General features: G+C 70.7%; 11 protein-coding genes and 3 pseudogenes. 8 read left to right on the top strand and 6 right to left on the bottom strand.

What is annotated here, in order from left to right:
* Positions 1-11 precede the first annotated feature (11 nt).
* The 4 genes and pseudogenes from Vlu01_RS15565 to Vlu01_RS27835 form a co-directional block, all read right to left on the bottom strand.
* Positions 12-2,495 (bottom strand): DNA gyrase/topoisomerase IV subunit A, encoded by a 2,484-nt coding sequence (locus Vlu01_RS15565; protein ID WP_203999627.1) that lies wholly within the window; start codon positions 2,493-2,495, stop codon positions 12-14.
* A gap of 31 nt (positions 2,496-2,526) precedes the next feature.
* A pseudogene (locus Vlu01_RS27845) lies at positions 2,527-3,165 on the bottom strand (toprim domain-containing protein); the annotation flags it as partial.
* 6 nt (positions 3,166-3,171) lie between these two features.
* Positions 3,172-4,623: pseudogene (locus Vlu01_RS27840) on the bottom strand (Hint domain-containing protein); the annotation flags it as partial.
* Positions 4,618-6,036 (bottom strand): annotated as a pseudogene (locus Vlu01_RS27835) (ATP-binding protein); the annotation flags it as partial. The pseudogenes Vlu01_RS27835 and Vlu01_RS27840, both read right to left, overlap by 6 nt.
* 349 nt (positions 6,037-6,385) lie before the next feature.
* Between Vlu01_RS27835 and Vlu01_RS15555 the strand changes: the two are divergent.
* The 3 genes from Vlu01_RS15555 to Vlu01_RS15545 all read left to right on the top strand — a co-directional run bounded on the left by Vlu01_RS15555 (position 6,386) and on the right by Vlu01_RS15545 (position 10,037).
* A complete protein-coding gene (locus Vlu01_RS15555; RefSeq protein WP_204000035.1) occupies positions 6,386-7,645 on the top strand; it encodes an SGNH/GDSL hydrolase family protein in 1,260 nt (419 codons plus the stop codon).
* A 192-nt stretch (positions 7,646-7,837) separates the two neighbouring features.
* A complete protein-coding gene (locus Vlu01_RS15550; protein WP_203999625.1) occupies positions 7,838-9,103 on the top strand; it encodes a globin domain-containing protein in 1,266 nt (421 codons plus the stop codon).
* Between the two features lie 88 nt (positions 9,104-9,191).
* Entirely contained in the window at positions 9,192-10,037 is an 846-nt protein-coding gene (locus Vlu01_RS15545) for an alpha/beta hydrolase family protein (protein WP_204000033.1), read from the top strand.
* 6 nt (positions 10,038-10,043) lie between these two features.
* Here Vlu01_RS15545 and Vlu01_RS15540 read toward each other — a convergent pair whose 3' ends face one another.
* The gene (locus tag Vlu01_RS15540) at positions 10,044-10,301 is read right to left on the bottom strand and encodes a hypothetical protein (RefSeq protein WP_203999623.1); all 258 of its coding nucleotides are present in this window, start codon (positions 10,299-10,301) and stop codon (positions 10,044-10,046) included.
* A 197-nt stretch (positions 10,302-10,498) separates the two neighbouring features.
* On the opposite strand from Vlu01_RS15540, the gene Vlu01_RS15535 reads away from it, so the two are divergent.
* The 4 genes from Vlu01_RS15535 (at position 10,499) to Vlu01_RS15520 (ending at position 13,886) form a co-directional block, all read left to right on the top strand.
* On the top strand, positions 10,499-11,698 hold the full coding sequence (locus tag Vlu01_RS15535) for an NAD(P)/FAD-dependent oxidoreductase (protein ID WP_203999621.1): 1,200 nt from the start codon (positions 10,499-10,501) through the stop codon (positions 11,696-11,698).
* Positions 11,699-11,778: 80 nt separating this feature from the next.
* A complete protein-coding gene (locus tag Vlu01_RS15530) occupies positions 11,779-12,675 on the top strand; it encodes an RNA polymerase sigma-70 factor (protein ID WP_203999619.1) in 897 nt (298 codons plus the stop codon).
* Between the two features lie 97 nt (positions 12,676-12,772).
* Positions 12,773-13,411 (top strand): hypothetical protein, encoded by a 639-nt coding sequence (locus Vlu01_RS15525; RefSeq protein WP_203999617.1) that lies wholly within the window; start codon positions 12,773-12,775, stop codon positions 13,409-13,411.
* A 91-nt stretch (positions 13,412-13,502) separates the two neighbouring features.
* The gene (locus Vlu01_RS15520; RefSeq protein ID WP_203999615.1) at positions 13,503-13,886 is read left to right on the top strand and encodes a hypothetical protein; all 384 of its coding nucleotides are present in this window, start codon (positions 13,503-13,505) and stop codon (positions 13,884-13,886) included.
* A 16-nt stretch (positions 13,887-13,902) separates the two neighbouring features.
* On the opposite strand, the gene Vlu01_RS15515 is transcribed toward Vlu01_RS15520, so the two are convergent.
* Entirely contained in the window at positions 13,903-14,796 is an 894-nt protein-coding gene (locus Vlu01_RS15515; RefSeq protein ID WP_203999613.1) for a DUF72 domain-containing protein, read from the bottom strand.
* Between the two features lie 64 nt (positions 14,797-14,860).
* On the opposite strand from Vlu01_RS15515, the gene Vlu01_RS15510 reads away from it, so the two are divergent.
* The gene (locus Vlu01_RS15510) at positions 14,861-15,376 is read left to right on the top strand and encodes a 2'-5' RNA ligase family protein (RefSeq protein WP_203999610.1); all 516 of its coding nucleotides are present in this window, start codon (positions 14,861-14,863) and stop codon (positions 15,374-15,376) included.
* The last annotated feature ends 33 nt before the right edge of the window (positions 15,377-15,409 follow it).

Genomic DNA, 15,409 nt, shown 5'->3' with positions numbered 1-15,409 from the left:
TCGTGTGTTACCTACTCGCGGTCGATCTGGTGACCCACCACGGCCGGACCGAGCATGACGGCGAAGCCGGAACCGTCCCGGCGCGGATCGGCCGCCGGCAGCTCCACCGCCTCGCCGTTCGCCGTCGAACCCACCGGCCGGGGACCGACCCAGCCGACCATCACGTCGGTCTCACCCTTGAGGAAGCGGTGGGCCCGCACCCCGCCGGTCGCCCGCCCCTTCACCGGGTACGCCGACAGCGGCGTCACCTTGACCGTCGCCCCGGTCGACGTGACCACCATCGGCTCACCGTGCTCCGGATCGTCGGTGCGGACCGCGCCGAAGAACACCACCCGCGCCCCGGACGACAGGGCGATCCCCGCCATCCCGCCACCCTTGAGCCCCTGCGGACGGATCGTCCCGGCGGGGAACCGCAGCAGCGAGGCCGCGCTGGTCAGAAAGGCGAGAGTCTCGGCACCGTCGATCAGCCAGGTCGCACCGACCACCTCGTCGCCGTCGCGCAGCCCGATCACCTCGAACTCGTCGGATCGCACCGGCCAGTCCGGTGCACACACCTTCACCACGCCCTGCCGGGTGCCGAGCGCCAGACCCGGTGAGCCCTCGGCGGAGGCGCCCAGCGGCGCCAAGCCGACCACGGTCTCCCCCGGCTCCAGCGGCACCAACTCGGCGGCCGACATCCCGCCGCGCAACGACACCGTGCCGGCCTGCTCCGGCAGCACCGGCAGCGGCAGCACCTCCACCTTGAACGCCCGACCGGCACTGGTCACCAGCAACACCCGCCCCCGGGCGGTGGAGTGCACCACGGCGCGTACCGCGTCGTGCTTGACCCGGCCGTGCCGGCGACGCCCCTCGGCGGCCTCCTCCGACTCGGCCGCAGTACGCGCCACCAGCCCGGTCGCCGACAGGATCACCTGGCACGGGTCGTCGGCCACCTCCAGCGGCCCGGCCGGCGCGGAGGCCGCCAGCACCTCCTTGAGGTCGCCGTCGACCAACGTCGTACGCCGGGGCTCGGCGAACTGTTTCACCACCGCGGCCAACTCGTCCGAGACGACCTTCTTCAGCACGTTCTCGTCGTCCAGGATGGTCGACAGCTCGGCGATCTCAGCGCGCAGCTTCTGCTGCTCGGCCTCCAACTCCAGCCGGTCGTACTTCGTCAACCGGCGCAGCGGAGTGTCCAGGATGTAGTTCGCCTGGATCTCGGAGAGCTTGAACTGGCGCATCAGGCCGCTCCGGGCCGCCTGGGCGTCCTCGCTGCCCCGGATCAGCTTCACCACCTTGTCGATGTCGAGCAGGGCGATCAGCAGACCGTCGACCAGGTGCAGCCGCTCCTCCCGCTTACGCCTGCGGTACGCGCTGCGCCGGGTCACCACCTCGTAGCGGTGGGCCAGGAACACCTCCAGCAGCTCCTTGAGCCCCAGAGTGCGCGGCTGCCCGTCGACGAGGACCAGGTTGTTGACGCCGAAGGACTGCTCCAACGGGGTCAGCCGGTAGAGGTCGGCGAGCAGCGCCTGCGGGTTCACACCGACCTTGCACTCGACGACCAGCCGGGTGCCGCTCTCGCGGTCGGTCAGGTCCTTCACGTCGGCGATCCCGGTGAGCCGCTTGGTCTTCGTCACCTCGTTGGTGATGGCGGCGATGACCTTCTCGGCACCGACGCCGTACGGCAGCTCGACCACCGTGATGGCCTGCCGTCCCCGGCTGCCCTCCAGCGGCCCGATCTCCACCTTGCCACGCATCCGCACCACGCCACGGCCCGTCTCGTACGCCCGGCGTACCTCGTCGAGGCCGAGCAGCATGCCGCCGGTGGGCAGGTCGGGGCCGGGCACGAACTCCATCAGCTTGTCGAGGGTGGCGTTCGGGTGCCGGATCAGCCAGCGGGCCGCCGAGACGACCTCGCCCAGGTTGTGCGGGATCATGTTGGTCGCCATTCCGACCGCGATCCCGGCGGCACCGTTGACCAGCAGGTTCGGGAAGGCCGCCGGCAGCACGGTGGGCTGGGTCAGTGAGCCGTCGTAGTTGGGCTCGACGTCGACGGTGTCCTCGCCCAGCTCACCGACGAGCAGCATCGCCTCCCGCGACATCCGAGCCTCGGTGTAACGCGCCGCAGCCGGTCCATCGTCTTGAGACCCAAAATTTCCATGCCCGTCGATGAGTGGGACGTTCAGCGAGAAGTCCTGCGCCATCCGGACCATCGCGTCGTAGATCGCGGTGTCACCGTGCGGGTGGTAGCGACCCATCACGTCGCCGACCACCCGAGCCGACTTGACGTACGCCCGGTCCGGCCGGAACCCCGCCTCGTGCATCGAGTAGAGGATGCGCCGGTGCACCGGCTTGAGGCCGTCGCGGGCGTCGGGCAGCGCCCGGGAGTGGATGACGGAGAAGGCGTACTCCAGGTAGGAGTCGGACACCTCGGTGGTCAGCGGGTTGTCGATGATCCGCGCGCCGGCCCGGTCGAACGCGGAATGGTCGACCTTCGTCTCCTTGCGGCGTGCCATGGCTCAGCTTTCCTTCCGAAAGACCCGTGGGTCAGGCGTCGATGGCGTCACGGTCGACCCGGTCGGCGGAGTCGATCAGCCACTTCCGGCGCGGCTCGACCTTCTCCCCCATCAGCAGTTCGAGGATCCGCTCGGCGGCGTCGACGTCCTCCAGGGTGATCCGGCGTACCGCGCGGGTGGCCGGGTTCATGGTGGTCTCCCACAGCTCCTCGGCGTCCATCTCACCGAGACCCTTGAACCGGGGCACCGGGGTGACGATCTGCTTGCCGGCCTTCTCAAACCGGCGCACCGTCGACTCCATCTCCGCCTGGGTGTAGGTGTAGACGGTCTCCGGGTTGCGCCCCTTCGTGGTGATCTTGTGTAGCGGCGGCATGGCGGCGTAGAGCCGGCCGGCCTCGATCAACGGTCGCATGTAGCGGGCGAAGAGCGTGATCAGCAGCGTACGGATGTGCGCCCCGTCGACGTCGGCGTCGGCCATGATGAGCACCCGGCCGTAGCGCAGCGCCGACAGGTCGAACGTGCGCCCGGAGCCGGCCCCGAGCACCTGCACGATCGCCGCGCACTCGGCGTTGTCGAGCACCTGCTGAAGGTTGGCCTTCTGCACGTTGAGGATCTTGCCGCGAATCGGAAGAAGCGCCTGATACTCGGAGGTACGGGCGACTCGGGCGCTGTTGTGCACGAAGACGCCGGCTTCCAATGCGAAGTTGTGGTAGCCCTCGACCGTCAAGTCATAGACGTCTGCCGTCTCGTCGAGCGGCTCGACGGAAGCCACCCGGTGATTAACCAGAGCAGCAGCCTCCCGAAGCCGGGCGTAGTCGCCGTCATAGAGATTGAGGAGCCGGTCGAAGCGCAGCCCGGTTCGAGCGGACTTCAAGCGCTCAGCCTCGTAGGCCGCCGCGAGTTCGTCATCGTGCAGCACGAGCATCGGCGCGAGTCGGCGCAGCGCCGCCAACCGCCTCCCTTCCTGCTGACGGCGCACCCGATCCACCCGCGGCACGTTCGCCACGTAGCGCATCCGTCCGGCCTGCACCTTGGAGAGGTGATCGTTCTTTGGATCGGACATCCGCTGCCTCATCCGGCGAGAGTGGCGCTCGCCGAACTCCGGATTGTCCTCATGCCAGGTCAGGACCGCGTTGCGTTGCCGATCGCGTTCGGCTGGATCGGAGAACTGCTCAACCGTCTTTCGCGAACGCCACGCGCGCAGCTCGGAGTCCTGCCATTGCTGAACGGAACGCTGCCGCCACTGCTCACGTCGAGCTGGATCGGTGAAGTACCGCCGAGCCCGCTCCGCAGCGGCCGCCCGGTGCGCCGGATCCGACCAGTAACCCGCCTGCCGCTCTCGCATCCGGTCGGCGTAGGCACGCCGTTCTTCATCACTGAGCGCGGCGTACCAGTCCTGGAAGCCCTGCTCGAACCTGGCCCGGAAGGCGGGTGACTCATTGAGTGCGAAAAGCCGGGCCAGGCACGCTTCTCGGAAGGCCGGGTCGCGCCACTGCGCGGTGAGCATCGCCGATTTGAACTCCCGGCCGCCGTTCTCGAACCACTCACGCCACCCGGCTTGGACGTGCTCGCCCATCATCGCGGCATGCAACGCGGAATGGTCAGCCCAGGTCATCCGCTTGATGTTGCGCGGATCGTTGTTCCGCTTGTCGATGTCGATGTGGTGCCGGACCTTGCCGTTGGCGGCGCTGTCCCTGCCGTTTCTGAGATTCCAGGCATCGGCGAGGTAGTGGGTGTAAACCCACTCATCCTTGTCGTTCATCCAAACCCGCTCGTACCCGTGCAGCTTCTGCCCGGCGGTCTTGCTGGACAGGCTGCGGTAGAGCGGCATGAGGGAGTCACCGGGCATGAGGGCGTCAGCCCGACGGTAGGAGCCGTCACGTAGCCGGAAGAGGTGGTCCGGGGTGCATCTGACCGACTCGCCGTTGTCCAGAGTCACCCGCACCAGCGGCGCATTCCGCTTGGTCAGCCGCGGCTCGACAAGTGGCGCGACAACGACCCGGCCAGCCTTGTTGGTCGTGTAGCCAAAGTGGGTGACGCCCTGCTGCCAGTCATCGGCGAGTTCCGCGAATGATCGGCTCCGGCCCGAAGCGAGCGCGACCTTCGTGTCGCCCGTAAAGCATCCCAGGGCGCTGTCGCCCTCGACGATGAACAGCTCGCTGCGGTCCACCCCGGTGGCGCGGCAGTCGACGAGTTTGGCGGGCATGGCCGCGCCTTCGAGAGCGGTCTTGCGGCGGGCCGCGTCCTTTTGCTGCTTCTGGGTGAGGCGGACCCGGGAGGCGTCGACGATCTTCTGCAGGACGGTCCGCGCCTCGGTGCGTGTCTTGCGGTCGTCCAACCAGGACTTGACGTGCTGTTCCACCAGGCCCTGCACCACCTTGGTGATGCCGGCGGTGGAGAGTTCGTCCTTGGTCTGTGAGGTGAACTGTGGCTCGGGCACCCGGACGTGCACCACCGCCGTCATGCCCTCCAGGACGTCGTCGAGAGTGGGCGCGTCCTCCTTGGCCTTGAGCAGGCCCCGGGTGTTGCGCACGGCGTCGGCGAGGGTACGCGCCAACGCCCGTTCGAAGCCCTTGCGATGGGTGCCGCCGTGAGCGTTACGGATGGTGTTGGTGAAGCACTCGACGGTGCGCTCGTAGCCGGTGCCCCACCGAAAGGCGATCTCGACCTCGGCTCGACGCTGCACGTTGGACTGCATGACGCCGTTGGCGTCGGCGGCGTTCTCCCGGTACGTCCCCTCGCCGGTGACCAGGAGAGTGCCGGAGACGGGCCGATCGCCGGCCGGGGCGAGGAACTCCACCATGTCGGTGAGGCCGTTGGGGTAGTGGAAGCGCTCTTCGGTGGGCTGTTCCGCGGTGCGGTCGTGCAACGTGTAGCCGACGCCAGGCACCAGGAAGGCGGTGTGGCGCAGCTTGGCCCGCACGGCGTCGTGGTCGAGCGTGGCGCCGGTCTCGAAGTAGCGGGGGTCGTGCCAGTAGCGGATCGAGGTGCCGGTGCGGTGGCCACGCTTCATGGCTCCGACGACCTGGAGTCCGGGGCCGGGGGTGAACGGCGCGTCCGGGCCCTCGCCGTCGAAGATGCCCGGCACACCGTGCCGGAACGACATGGCGTGCACCTTGCCGCCCCGGCGCACGGTGACGTCGAAGCGGCGGGACAGGGCGTTGACCGCCGAGGCACCGACGCCGTGCAGACCGCCGGAGGTCTTGTAGCCGGAGCCGCCGAACTTGCCTCCGGCGTGCAGGCGGGTGAGCACCAGCTCGACTCCCGAGATGCCGGAGCGGGCGTGCACGTCGGTGGGGATGCCCCGGCCGTTGTCGTCGACCTGCACCGACCCGTCGGCGTGCAGGAAGACCTCGACGTTGGTGGCGTGGCCGGCGACACCCTCGTCGGTGGAGTTGTCGAGGATCTCGTTGACGAGGTGACCCACGCCACGGCTGTCGGTGGAGCCGATGTACATGCCGGGCCGCTTGCGGACGGCGTCCAGCCCCTCAAGGTGCGTGAGGTCGTCGGCCCCATACAGGGTGTCAGGCTCTGCGGTCAACTGGTCGTACTCCCCGGTCTTGGCGATGTGCTCCCCCGCGCCGTCGGCGTTCTGCCCGGCGCGGGCACGCCGCAGCGAGCGTAGCCGTACGCCCCGACAACCTGTGCAGGACACCCGCCGGCACGCCGAGTCCGCTGCTGGCGGACTTGCTGCGGGTCAACGTCCCGGTCGGCGGCCTTATGCCCCGGGCGGCGGTGGGAGCTGGAGCGATGGGTGACCACGAGCCTCCGCGACCTCGCGGGTCACGCCTGCCACGGGTGTTTCCCACTGTTGACGTTCGTCACACCTGCGTGATCTCATCACCGCACCAGAAGATCTTTCATATTTCCATGAACGGATGGAGATGCCGATGTCCGCGTTGCGTCGTACCGCCGCCGCGATGGCCCTGGCCGTCGCCGCGACGACCCTCTCCACCGCCTTCGCGGCCCCCGCCGCCTCGGCCGCACCACCCACCGCAGCGGTGGCCCTCGGTGACAGCTTCATCAGCGGCGAGGGCGCCGGCGCCTACCAGCCGGTGGTCGACGCGACCGGCGTCGCCCGCGGATTCCCGGGATGGACAGCGCCCAACAGCGATGCCTTCTTCTGCCACCGCTCGGCCAACGCCTCGCTGCACAAGGCGACGCTGCCCGGCATCCAGGACCGGTTCAATCTGGCCTGCTCCGGCGGTCAGCCACGCGACATCGCCGCCGCCTCGTCGGCCCGGGCGAACGGCCGGCAGGTCGCCGCCCAACTCGACCAGGTCCGCGCGGTCGCCCAGACCCACGACATCGACCTGGTGCTGATCGGTCTCGGCTCGAACAACAGCTCGTTCACCTTCGGCGGGGTCGCCGAGAAGTGCGCCAACCGGTTCATCGCCGACGCCTGGACCGGCTGGTGGGAGTTCTGGGCCTACCTGAACGGGCCGGTGGAGCAGAAGCCGTGCAGCGATGCCGACCTGGCCACCGCCGCCCAGATCAGCGCCGCGACGGCGGAGACCACGGCGGCCGTACGCCAGATCCTGACCACCCTGCGCGAGGTGGACGCCGACGGCCAGCACCGGGTGGTGTTGCAGGACTACACCAACCCGCTGCCGCTGGACCTGGCGCCGACCTACCACTCCGAGGACAGCCGGGACGACACCCGGGACAAGTTCCGCGCGCTGGGTGCCGAGCGGTACGCCGCCGGTTGCCCGATCCACCGGGCGAGTCTCGCTCCCGGTCACCGGTTCTCGCAGGGCCTCGGGAACATCGTGCGCTCCGCCCGGGACACGCTGGCCGCCGAGTTCCCCGGCACCGATCTGGTCTACCTCAACGTGCAGCGGGCCTTCGACGGCGCCCGGCTCTGTGAGAACGCGAACAGCCCGACCGGCACGCTGGCCACCCCGATCCGGCTGATGGACAACCCGCCGAACGGAACCTTCGTGACCAGCCTCTCCGGCAAGGACAAGATCGCCATCCAGCGGATCGCCAACACCTGTGTGAGCTACTTCCAGACCTGCCAGGAGTCGTGGCACCCGAACGCCGCCGGGCACCAGGTGCTGGGCCAGTGCCTCTCCGGCGCGGCCACCGCCGCAGCCCGCTCGTCGGTCGCCTGCGTACGCGCCTCGAACGGCTCGATCAGCGTTTCCTGACCGATTCGCCGGCCGCCCGGACCGCACCGGTCCGGGCGGCATCTGGCGTTTCCCGGGGATGCGACCTGACGTCTCGACCCTGGTTCGCAGCGGGCCGGTGAGCCCGCGAGGCCGGGATGCCGGTGTGAAGTTTGCGACCGGTCATCCGGGACTTTCGACCCTGAAACAGCCATCTGTGATTCCTGTTTCGTGATGGTGCCCGAGCGGTCGAAAGGTCGAACCAGAAGGAGAACGATCGTGCTCACGCAGTCCTCAGCAGCGGTGGTGACGGCGACCCTGCCCGCCGTACGCGCGCACGGCGAGGCCATCACGCGGCGGTTCTACCAGCGGATGTTCGAGGCTCATCCCGAGCTGCTCGACCTGTTCAACCGGGGCAACCAGGCCAACGGCGCGCAGCAGGCCGCGCTGGCCGCCGCCGTGGTCGCGTACGCCGAGCACCTGACCGGTGCCAGTGCCGTGCCCTGGGGACCGGTGCTGGACCGGATCGCCCACAAGCACGCGTCGCTGGGCATCACCCCGGCCCAGTACACGATCGTGGGTCGGAACCTGCTCGCCGCCGTCGGTGAGGTGCTCGGCGACGCGGTCACCCCGCCGGTCGTCGCCGCCTGGGACGAGGTCTACTGGCTGCTCGCCTGCGAGCTGGTCGCCCGGGAGGCGCGGCTGTACGCGGCCGCCGGGTTGGCGGAGGGCGAGCAGGTGTGGCGGCCGTGGCGCGTGACGGCCCGCCGGCAGGAGACCAGCGAGGTGGTGTCGTTCACCCTCGCGCCGGCCGACGGCACCCCTGCGCCCACCTTCGTGCCCGGCCAGTACACCTCCGTCGCCGTGGATCTCGACGGCGGTCTCGGCCAGCAGATCCGGCAGTACAGCCTCACCGGCCGCCCCGGCGCGGCCGACTGGCGGATCGCCGTCAAGCGGCTACGCGGCATCGACGGCGCGCCCGACGGCCTGGTCTCCACCTTCCTGCACGAGCGGGTGGCCGTCGGTGACACGCTGCGGCTCAGCCCGGCCTTCGGTGAGGTCAGCGCGGTCGCCGGAGACGGACCGCTGCTGCTGGTGAGCGCCGGCATCGGACTGACCCCGGCGATGGCCGCGCTGGAGCATCTGGCGGTCGCCGCGCCCCGCCGGCCGGTGGTCCTGGTGCACGCCGACCGGGCCGGCGCGACCCATGCCCTGCGCGGTGACCTGCCGCGACTGCACGCCGCGCTGCCCAACCTGCACACCACGTTGTGGTACGAGGACACCAGCGACGCCGCACCGCCGGTTCAGACCGCCACGGTGAGCGGTGGTTGGGTCGATCCGGAGCTGATCCCCCTCTCCCCCGACGCCCACGTGCACCTGTGCGGACCGTTGCCGTTCATGAACGCGGTCCGGGGTGGCCTGCTGCGCCGAGGAGTGCCGGTCGAACGGATCGCCTACGAGGTGTTCGGTCCCGGCATGCTGCGCGGCGAGCCGGCCTGAGTCGTCGCCGCCCCGGCGGGCCGGTGATCGCCGGGGCGGCACCCCAGCATTACTTACCGACCGGTAACCTGGTCGGGTGGTTGCGACGGTGGAGTACCAGCAGGAGTTCGTCCAGGTCGACGGTGCCAGTCTCGGCGTCCAGATCTACCCGGAACCCCACGGCGTGACGGACGCCCCGGTGGTGCTGGTCACGCCGGCGATGGGTGTTCCGGCCCGCTACTACCGGCCGTTCGCCGCCGCGCTACGCGACGCCGGGCTCGCCGTGGTCGTGACGGACCTGCGGGGCACCGGCCAGAGCACCCCCCGGCCGAGCCGGACCTGCCGGTACGGCTACGCGGAACTGGCCGCCGACATCGGCGCGGTACGCACGGCGCTGAAGCCACGACTGGACGGCCGGCGCACCGTGGTGCTGGGGCACTCCCTCGGCGGGCAGGCCGCCGTGCTGCACCTGGCCCTGCACGGCGAGCACGAGGTGGACGGGTTGGCCCTGATCGCGGTCGGCATCCCCTACTGGCGCGACTTCACCGGTCTGCGGCGGTACGGCGTGCTGCCGTACACCCAGGGCATCGCCGCCACGGCCCGACTGCTCGGGGTCTGGCCCGGATGGGGCTTCGGGGGCCGGCAGGCGCGCGGGGTGATCCGCGACTGGGCACACACCGCCCGCACCGGACGCTTTCCCGAGCTGGACGGCGTGGACACCGAGGCGGCGGTGCGACGGATCAGCACGCCGGTGCTGGCGATCAGCGTCGACGGCGACCAGTACACCCCGCATTCCACACTGGACCGCCTCTGCGCGAAGCTGACCGCGGCCCCCGTCGAGCGCGAGCGTTACGGCGCGCCGGGCACCACCCTGGACCACTTCACCTGGGTACGCGCCGCCGGGCCGCTGGCCGCGCGGGTGGCCGACTTCGTCACTACCCTGCCGGTACGCTGACTCCGCTCAGGCGGATGGTTCGGCCGAACGGCGTCGGCGACGCCGGAACACCAGCCGGGCCACCGCCATCGGTAGCAGGTGCAGCACCACCACCAGTACCGCCGCCAGGGTGGCGATCCGACCGCCGGAGAGCCCGGCCAGCGCCAGCACCAACGCCGCGCTCGCCACGGTGACCGACGCGTGGCCCGCGATCCGCAGCGCGAGCCGCCGGGGTGACGGGTCCGCCGCCGGTTCGACGGGTCGCCGCAGCGCCGCGCTGACCATCGCCGTGACCGCGATCAGTCGGGTGTGACATGCGGCGAGCCTGGGAGGGTCGGTCGATGCGACCGGGCCCGAACCGCGCGGCTTGTCACGCCCCGCAGCCGGCAATCCACCCCTGGTGACGTGACCTGCCTCACGTCGCATCACAAAAATCGACTCACCGGTGTCCTGATGCCGAATCCTCACGCGAAGGAGACACCATGACTGAGCACACGAACGTGGTCGTCATCGGCGGTGGGTACGCCGGTGTCATGGCCGCCAACCGCCTGACCCGGCGCGCCGACGTGCGGGTGACTCTGGTCAACCCACGCCGACGCTTCGTCCAGCGGCTGCGCCTGCACCAGGTCGTCGGCGGTTCCAGCGATGCGGTCGTCGACTACCGGAGCGTCCTGGCCGACCGCGTCCGGCTCGTGGTCGATGCCGCGACCGGGATCGACGCCTCGGGGCGACACATCACGACGGCGTCCGGCCGGACCATCCACTACGACTATCTGATCTATGCGGTGGGCAGTGACAGCGGTGCCCCGCAGGTGCCCGGCGCGGCGGAACACGCCCACCCGGTCGCCACCCTGGAGGAGGCGGAGCGACTGGGTAAGGTCATCGCCGCCGCGTCCTCGACGGCCCCGGTGACGGTGGTCGGCGCCGGTGCGACAGGTATCGAGACCGCCGCTGAGCTGGCGGAGGCGGGCCGTACGGTGACCCTCGTCTGTGGTGGCGCGCTCGGGCCGTACCTGCATCCCCGGGGCCGACGGTCGGTCGCCAAGCGGCTGACCGAACTCGGGGTGACGGTGCTCGACGGCCCCGGCACCCGGGTGACCGCGGTGACCCCCGACGCCGTGCGACTCGCCGACGGCCGCGACATCGCCAGCACGGTGACCATCTGGGCGGCCGGGCTCGGTGTTCCGGACCTGGCCGCGCGCAGCGGGCTAAGCATCGACGCACTGGGTCGCCTGCTCACCGACGAGACGCTGACCAGCGTGGACGACACGCACATCGTTGCGGCCGGTGACGCGGTGGCACCGTCGGGCCGGCCGTTGCGGATGAGCTGCCAGTCCGCCCGTCCGCTCGGCGCCCACGCCGCCGATACGGTGCTCCGCCGGATCGCCGGTGCCCAACCCGAGCCGATCGACATCGGGTTCTTCGGCCAGTGCATCGGGCTGGGCCGTCGGACCGCCACCGCGCAGCTCGCCGGCCGGGACGACACCGCGAACCGGTTCTACCTCGGCGGCCGGCTCGCCGGCACCATCAAGGAGTACGCCATCAGATCAATGGTGAAGGAGTTGGCGCGCGAGGCACGCCGACCCGGCTCGTTCAGCTGGCCGTTCACCGACGACACGCGCCGGCAACTGCTGCGGGCCGGGGGCAGCGAGTCACCGACCACAGCGGAGCGAACTGTCTGACCAGCCGCCCTCCACGGCACGGTCGGGTCCGACCGTGCCGTGGACCGGACCGGCGCCCGCACGGAGGAGAGGCCGAGACAGTGAGTGATCGTGCCACCGACGCGGCGACCGCAACCTTCGTCGCCCATCGCAACCTGCTGTTCACCGTCGCGTACGAGATGCTCGGCTCGGCTGCCGACGCCGAGGATGTCCTTCAGGAGACCTGGCTGCGCTGGGTCGACGTCGACCTGGGACGGGTGCGCGACGAGCGTTCCTACCTGGTCCGGATCACCACCCGGCAGGCACTCAACCGGCTGCGCACGTTGCGTCGCCGCAAGGAGGCGTACGTGGGATCGTGGTTGCCCGAGCCGCTGCTCACCGCGCCGGACGTCGCCGAGGACGTCGAACTCGCCGAAAGCGTCTCGATGGCGCTGATGTTCGTCCTTGAGACGTTGTCGCCGACCGAACGTGCCGTGTTCGTCCTGCGCGACGCGTTCGACGTCAGCTACGACGAGATCGCAGCCGCGGTCGGCCGCAGCCCGGCGGCGGTGCGCCAGATCGCGCACCGGGCCCGTCAGCACGTCAGCGCCCGTCGTCCCCGTGAGGTGGTCGCACCGGGCGAGATTCGGGCGGCGCTGGAGTCGTTCCGGCGCGCGGTCGAGACCGGCGACCTTCAGGCCCTCCTTGACGTGCTCGCCCCGGAGGTCGTCCTGGTCGCCGACGGCGGCGGCATGCGGCAGGCCGTGCCGCGTCCGGTCGTCGGCGCCGACAAGGTGGCCCGCATGATCCTCGGTGGTCTCCGCAAGGTGCCGGGCCGGCTGACCGCCGCCGCCACGGTGCTCAACGGCAGCCCGGCCCTGGTCGTCCACCTGGACGGTGAACTCGACGGCGTGATGGCGGTACAGGTCGGCACGGCGGGCATCGCCGACATCTACTACGTCCGCAACCCGGAGAAACTGACCCGGGTCGGGTCCGAGACCCGGCTCGCCCGGCGCTGAGCGCCGGACCGGGGGCGGGTCCGCTGCCCGGGCCGCGGCGATTAGAGCGACCGCGGGTGGGTAAGCCGCTGCGCCCAACACGGTGGAAGGGGACCAGATGTCTGACAGCCACACCGCCCTACGCTCGATGCACGACCTTGGCCTGGCGGCCTGGTTCGGTGGCTCCCTGATGGGTGCCTTCGGCGTCAACGGTGCCGCGGCCCGGATCGGCGACTCGACCGAACGACTTCCGGTGGCGTCGACCGGTTGGAACCGGTGGACGCCGGTCAATGCGGCGGCCATCGGCACCCACCTCGCTGGCGCGGTCGGCGAACTGGTGACGGAGAGCCCCCGCATGGCCGCACAGGCCGGGGTCGGTCGGGCCAGCACGATCAAGACCGCGTTGACCGTCGGCGCGCTGGCGGTGACCGGGTACAGCCGCCTGCTCGGGATGCGGCTGGCCAAGGCCGGCAAGCCGTCGGTCGAGGGGGTCACCGAACCCAACCAGCAGACACCGGCGCACGTGGCGTCCTGCCAGCGTCAGCTGAAGATGCTGCAATGGGCGATTCCGGCACTGACCGGCGCCCTGATCGTGGTCACCGCCTACATGGGTGAGCAGCAGAAACCCGGGCAGGTGCTGCGCGGCATGCTCGGCCGCGTCGGTGGTCTGGGCTCCATGTCGAAGACGATGGGCAAGGGCGCCGGCGGAATGGCGGCGGCCAAGGCGTTCCGGCAGATGGCGATGTCCGACCGCTGACGGCGGAGAGCTGCACCACCGCCGGCGCACCCATGTGCCGGGCGTCGGTCTCGCGTGGACCGACGCCCGCGCACCGATCAGCGAGGTGGCCATGAGGGACCGGAACAGACCTGACCAGGCACCCGAAGATGCCGCGCCCTGGGGGACCACGGACGGCTTCGACGCGGACCCCCCGTGGGGTGCCGGCGAGGACTCCCCGATGGGCGAGGGCAGCGAGGAAACCGCTGTGCCGGAGGGACGGCGCGGCGAACGACGCGCGGCCGGCACCCTCGCCGGTGACCCGGACCGGCCCGCCGGGCGGCACGGGTTCGGTTCGGTGGAGCCGACGCGTACGCCGGTGGCCGGACCCGGTGCGCCGCCGGACCCGGCACCGTCGCGGCGCAGCTTCCCCGACGACGAGGCTGGTGGGGACCTGCCGGACAACGCACTGGAGGGGGCCACCGGCATGCACCCGGAGGGGACCGGACGCGGCTGAGCAGCGCGGCGTCCGGTCAGGACCGTACGGTCCGCCGCGCCGCATCCTCGAACAGGCCGGCCAGCCGTTCCGCGTCACGTTGGGCCTGGCCGGCGCAGCAGTTGTTGAACAGCACGTGCAACTCGTCGACCTGCCCGCCGAGCTCGACCAGCAGTTCGGACCAGCGGCGTAGTTCCTCGTCGCCATAGGCGTATCGGAACCGGTCCTCCTTGTCACCGCTGGCCCAGGCGGTGCTGTGACCATGGAAGCGGATCATCGCCAGGTCGGCGGTGGCGACCGGGATCGGCGGCACCGAGTCCGGATGCCCCTGCGGCATGTCCACGCAGCAGAAGGTCAACCCCTGGTCACGCAGGAAGGCCACGGTCTCCAGCGCCGCCGTCTCCTCGAACCAGGAGGCGTGCCGCAGCTCGACGGCGACCCGCCACGGCCGGCACCGCGACGCCAGCTCCGCGATCCGTCGACGGGCCGCCTCACCGCGGGCCAGCCACGGCGGGAACTGCAACAGCACCGCACCGAGACGGTCGGCCGCCGCGATCGGTGCCAGCGCCGCCCGGAACCGGTTCCACAGCTCGTCGTACGCGTCCGTCGGCAGGTCACGCCGCCGGATCCGGGCTGGGCCACCGGTCGGACGGAGATCGGCGGGCAGGGTGGCCACCGGGGTCGGGTGCCCGGTGAAGAGGCTGAACGCCTTGACGTTGAAGGTGAACCCGTCGGGGGTGGCGTCGACCCAGCCCTGCGCGGTCTCCGGTGCGGGCACCGCGTAGTACGACGTGTCCACCTCGACCAGATCGAACCGATCGGAGTAGTAGCCCAGTCGGCCGGCCGGGTTGTTCACCTCGCGCGGGTACCAGCCGGAGCGCACCAGCGTCCGGTCCGCCCACGAGGACGTGCCCACCTTGATGACACCCATGTCATTCAGTGGACCGCCGAACGGGCTGATCGGCAACCGGTGGACACCACCCTAGAATGATCAAGTGGTCGCCGCGTTGGAGCTGTATCTGGACACCGTCGCCACCCGGCGGATCCGGGTGCTGTGGGAGGCCCTGGAGGCCGAGGGGGTGCAGAGTATGCGCTCCCTGCTGGAGCAGCGGCACCGACCACACGTCTCGCTCGCGGTCGCGCCGCGCTTCGAACCGGAGCAGGTCACGGCGGCGCTGGCCGGCACCACGGTGGCGGCGCCGCTGCGGTTGTCGTTCCAGCACGCCGGTCAGTTCGTCGGCCGGGTGCTCTGGTTGGGTCCGGTACCCACACCGGAATTGCTGGCCCACCATCGGCGGGTGTACGACCTGCTCGTCGCGGGCGGTGTGACGCTCATGGAGCACTACCGACCGGGTCGGTGGGTGCCGCACTGCACGCTGTCCATGCGGGTACCGAACGCGCTGATGTCCGCTGCGGTACGCCGCTGTCTGGAGATGCTGCCGTTGGAGGCGACGGTCGTCGCCGCCGCCCTGACCGACCACGCCCGCAACATCTCCCACCCGCTGCCCTGAGCGCCCCCTCCCCCGCGATCTCACACCTACGTC

This window comes from Micromonospora lutea (assembly GCF_016863535.1).
GTDB lineage: Bacteria > Actinomycetota > Actinomycetes > Mycobacteriales > Micromonosporaceae > Micromonospora > Micromonospora lutea.
Note: the sequence above shows the minus strand (reverse complement) of the source record. Positions and strands in the feature narration are given on the sequence as shown.

Coding starts and splice junctions, on each gene's coding strand:
- Vlu01_RS15550 (WP_203999625.1), top strand. CDS start 7,838: ATGGTGCCCGAGCGGTCGAAAGGTCGAACCAGAAGGAGAACGATCGTG.
- Vlu01_RS15525 (WP_203999617.1), top strand. CDS start 12,773: ATGTCTGACAGCCACACCGCCCTACGCTCGATGCACGACCTTGGCCTG.
- Vlu01_RS15515 (WP_203999613.1), bottom strand. CDS start 14,796: ATGGGTGTCATCAAGGTGGGCACGTCCTCGTGGGCGGACCGGACGCTG.
- Vlu01_RS15565 (WP_203999627.1), bottom strand. CDS start 2,495: ATGGCACGCCGCAAGGAGACGAAGGTCGACCATTCCGCGTTCGACCGG.
- Vlu01_RS15520 (WP_203999615.1), top strand. CDS start 13,503: ATGAGGGACCGGAACAGACCTGACCAGGCACCCGAAGATGCCGCGCCC.
- Vlu01_RS15540 (WP_203999623.1), bottom strand. CDS start 10,301: ATGGTCAGCGCGGCGCTGCGGCGACCCGTCGAACCGGCGGCGGACCCG.
- Vlu01_RS15535 (WP_203999621.1), top strand. CDS start 10,499: ATGACTGAGCACACGAACGTGGTCGTCATCGGCGGTGGGTACGCCGGT.
- Vlu01_RS15555 (WP_204000035.1), top strand. CDS start 6,386: ATGTCCGCGTTGCGTCGTACCGCCGCCGCGATGGCCCTGGCCGTCGCC.